Source organism: Actinomycetota bacterium (assembly GCA_036280995.1).
Taxonomy (GTDB): Bacteria; Actinomycetota; CALGFH01; order CALGFH01; family CALGFH01; genus CALGFH01.
Genome location: DASUPQ010000707.1, coordinates 1 through 2,965 on the forward strand (window position 1 = coordinate 1; position 2,965 = coordinate 2,965).

Below are 2,965 nucleotides of genomic sequence, written 5' to 3' on the forward strand. Positions count from 1 at the left end.
CTCGACTACTCACAGGGCATGCCCCCCTCCCTGTTCGTGGCCAACACCGACCCACTTGGCGAGCGCATCCAGCGTGCCTTCCCGACCGTCCGGGTGGTCAAGACCCTCAACACCATGAACGCCCTGCTCATGGTGAACCCCGCCAGCTCGCCGACGGCGACCATACGGTGTTCGTGTGCGGCGACGACCCCGAGGCCAAGGCGCTGGTCACCCGGCTGCTCACCGAGGGGTTCGGCTGGCGGGACGTGATCGACCTGGGCGACCTCAACTTCAAGGTGGTTCGGTGACCCAGCCCGCTCGGCCTTGACGGGCAGGACCTGCCTGGTCACCGGGACCACCTCCAGGATCGGCAAGGCGACCGCTACCTGGCCTCCTCACCCGAGGTCGAGGGGTCACCGGCGGCTACTTCGCCAGCCGGCGGCGGCGGTCCTCCAGGCGGTCCCACGACCGTGAACTGTCCGGGGGGCCTGTGGTGGGTCAGCGAGGAGTTGACCGGGCTGCGACGGCCGGCGTGAAGCCCCAGAGGCGGTGACGGGCCGGCGCAACAGGACGCTCCGCCGGCCGATCGGTTCCTGGGCCGTGGTCGGGTCGGCCAGGCTGTGGCCGCCGCCACGGGCTGATCCGTCCTGGATGCTCGTCAGCCGACGGAGCGTTGGATCGGGCCGCCCAGCTTCAGCAGGGGAGGCCCCCTTGACAGTCGGGTGGCAGGTCGATGGCCAGCCTCCTCGTCCGGTCGTCCCTTCACGTTCACGGCCTCGGCACCGTCTCGTCTCGTTGCCAGTTTGGCCTGGCGTGCCTGGTGCTTGTGCCGTCAGTGGGATCTTGTCACCGGGTCGGGAGCTCCGGCAGGGGCCGTACGGCCTAACTTTCCCGGGCCCTCCTGACCTATCGGGGGGCTGCATGGGGATGTCCGACGTCTACGGCCCGGCCGACGAAGCCGAGAGCATCGCCACCATCCACGCCGCCCTTGACGCCGGCGGCGGTGCAGAACTCCCTGGCCTACACCCTGCGCCGGCTGGGCACCGACCACGTCGACATCTACCGGCTGGGCCGGTCGACCCGGCCGTGCCCCTGGCCATCGGCTGGGTGCTGTCCCGCGGCCCCGGTATCGTGCCGCTGGTCGGGGCACGCCGCCGCGACCGGCTTGCCGAGGCTCTCGGAGCGCTGCCGCTAGAGCTGACCGCCGACGACCTGGCCGCAATCGAGCGGGCGGTACCCGCGGGCGCCGCCGCCGGTGACCGCAATCATGCCCCACAGATGGCCACCCTCGACAGCGAGCGCGCAGGCGCGGCCGCCAGGTGAACCACCAGGCGCTGACGCCGACGCGGATCCTGGAGACGGCAGGGGACGTCCTGCGCTGCTACGGGCCCGCCAAGGCGACCGTGGTCGACGTCGCCCGCGCCCTGGGCGTCAGCCACGGCAGCGTCTACCGCCGGCCAGCTGGCCCGGATCATCGCCGACGGCGTCGCCCGGAGCGAGCTGACGGCCGCCGACCCGGCCACCGCGGGCCGGGCGGTCTTCGACGCCACCGCCCGCTTCCACAACCCGACCCACGCCCCGGAGTGGTCCGACCCTGGCATCGACGCCGCTTACGAGGGCGTCCGGTCCGGTCGCTGGTGCTGCTTGGGCTGGGTGTGCAGGTCGCTGACCGGGATTCCTGACCTGTTATTGCCCACCTCCGCCGCTGCGCCTTCAAGCCCTCGAGGACCGTCGCGCGATCCCACCAGGCCAGCAGTCATGGTGCTGCTCCGGCTATGTGGGTATGCAGAGAGCCGTGCACAGGGGGTATTCCTACAGGAAGCGGCAGAGGGAACGGAGTCAGGACGTCGTTTGTGAACGCATACCAGCGCATCGCGTTCCCGGATGAAGATCGGGGTGGTTGCCCGCTGACGCCGGGTCAATCTCCCGCAGATCGCTCGCCCGGCTGGTGGGAGCGGACGCGGTCGGCGGCCTCGACCGCCTCGTCGGAGGTCCAGGGGTTGGTGCCGCGGACGCGGTGCGGCGCGATCCGCAGGACGTAGCCGGGAGGCGGGTCGTCAAACGGTGGGAACTTCACGTCCGGCCCGATGTAGACGGTAGCCAGCCGTTGGAGCAGGTCGGCGGCGCCGCCTTCGGTGATGCGCGCCGTCCCCTCAACCACGAGATAGTTGGCGAGCCCCATCTCGTTGTGGCCGCCAACCTCGATCGACAACGAGACCCGTGGATCCCGTTGCACGTTGCGCAGCTTGCGGTGGAGCGGCAGGTGGCCGCTCACGATCTCGTCGCCCTCAAGACCGATCCACACGACGGTCACGTGCGGGCTGCCGTCGGGATTGATCGTCACGAGGTGGGCGAGGTGGCCTGCGGTCAGCGCCTCGCGGATCGGGTCGGGGAGCATCGTCATTGACCACTCCTGCGAGTTGGCGCCCGGCTGCCGCCCGACACACTACACGCCGGTCCGGCCGACGCGGTCGACCCGACCCCACCTGGCCGTCCCGCCCAACAGCCTGCAACCGGGCCAGATCACAAGTTGCCGTAAGCTCCCGTGGCGCTTGGCTTGCCCCTAGTCCCGTTCAGGCCAGCGCAGGCTCGAGCTCGGGCAACGCCAGGTCGCTCAGGTCGATGACGTCGTCGCAGAACTCGCAGTCCAGCAGCTTGAACTCCTCGCTGGCCATGAGGATGGCCGGGTTGCCGCAGCGCGGGCAGGTCACCATGGTCCTCTCCTTCCACGGCGGGTGCCGGTGGACCGGTCTGGCCCCAGGATCGCCGCCGCCGCCCCCGCCGCCGAGGGCCGAACGGCCCGGTTCCCGAGGGCCGTCCGGCCCGCGGCCGCTCGGGACGCCGGCACCCTGTCGGCGGCCTGGCTGGGGCGGGTCACGAGCCGACTCCCGCCCTGGTGTAGCTTGCTACGGAGGCTCCGTTGGTCCGCATGTTGTGGGCTGGGCCGAACGTCACCCAGCGTGCAGGCCCGGGGCCCCTTCCCAGG

The 2,965-nt window shown here is 71.1% G+C and carries 2 protein-coding genes and 3 pseudogenes; 3 read left to right on the top strand and 2 right to left on the bottom strand.

The window, feature by feature from the left end; genetic code table 11:
• From VF468_23860 to VF468_23870, 3 pseudogenes are all read left to right on the top strand, one after another.
• Positions 1-266: pseudogene (locus VF468_23860) on the top strand (NADP oxidoreductase).
• Between the two features lie 634 nt (positions 267-900).
• Positions 901-1,302: pseudogene (locus VF468_23865) on the top strand (aldo/keto reductase).
• Positions 1,299-1,593 (top strand): annotated as a pseudogene (locus VF468_23870) (TetR family transcriptional regulator). Before VF468_23865 ends, VF468_23870 begins: the two co-directional pseudogenes overlap by 4 nt.
• A gap of 304 nt (positions 1,594-1,897) precedes the next feature.
• Here VF468_23870 and VF468_23875 read toward each other — a convergent pair.
• Positions 1,898-2,377 carry a PPOX class F420-dependent oxidoreductase gene (locus tag VF468_23875; GenBank protein HEX5881325.1) on the bottom strand — a complete coding sequence of 160 codons (480 nt, stop codon included), beginning with the start codon at positions 2,375-2,377 and terminating at the stop codon, positions 1,898-1,900.
• A 175-nt stretch (positions 2,378-2,552) separates the two neighbouring features.
• On the bottom strand, positions 2,553-2,693 hold the full coding sequence (locus VF468_23880; protein ID HEX5881326.1) for a hypothetical protein: 141 nt from the start codon (positions 2,691-2,693) through the stop codon (positions 2,553-2,555).
• Positions 2,694-2,965: the final 272 nt, after the last annotated feature.

Excerpts from the sequence above, each read along its gene's own strand:
- VF468_23875 (HEX5881325.1), bottom strand. The coding sequence starts at position 2,377 with ATGCTCCCCGACCCGATCCGCGAGGCGCTGACCGCAGGCCACCTCGCC.
- VF468_23880 (HEX5881326.1), bottom strand. The coding sequence starts at position 2,693 with ATGGTGACCTGCCCGCGCTGCGGCAACCCGGCCATCCTCATGGCCAGC.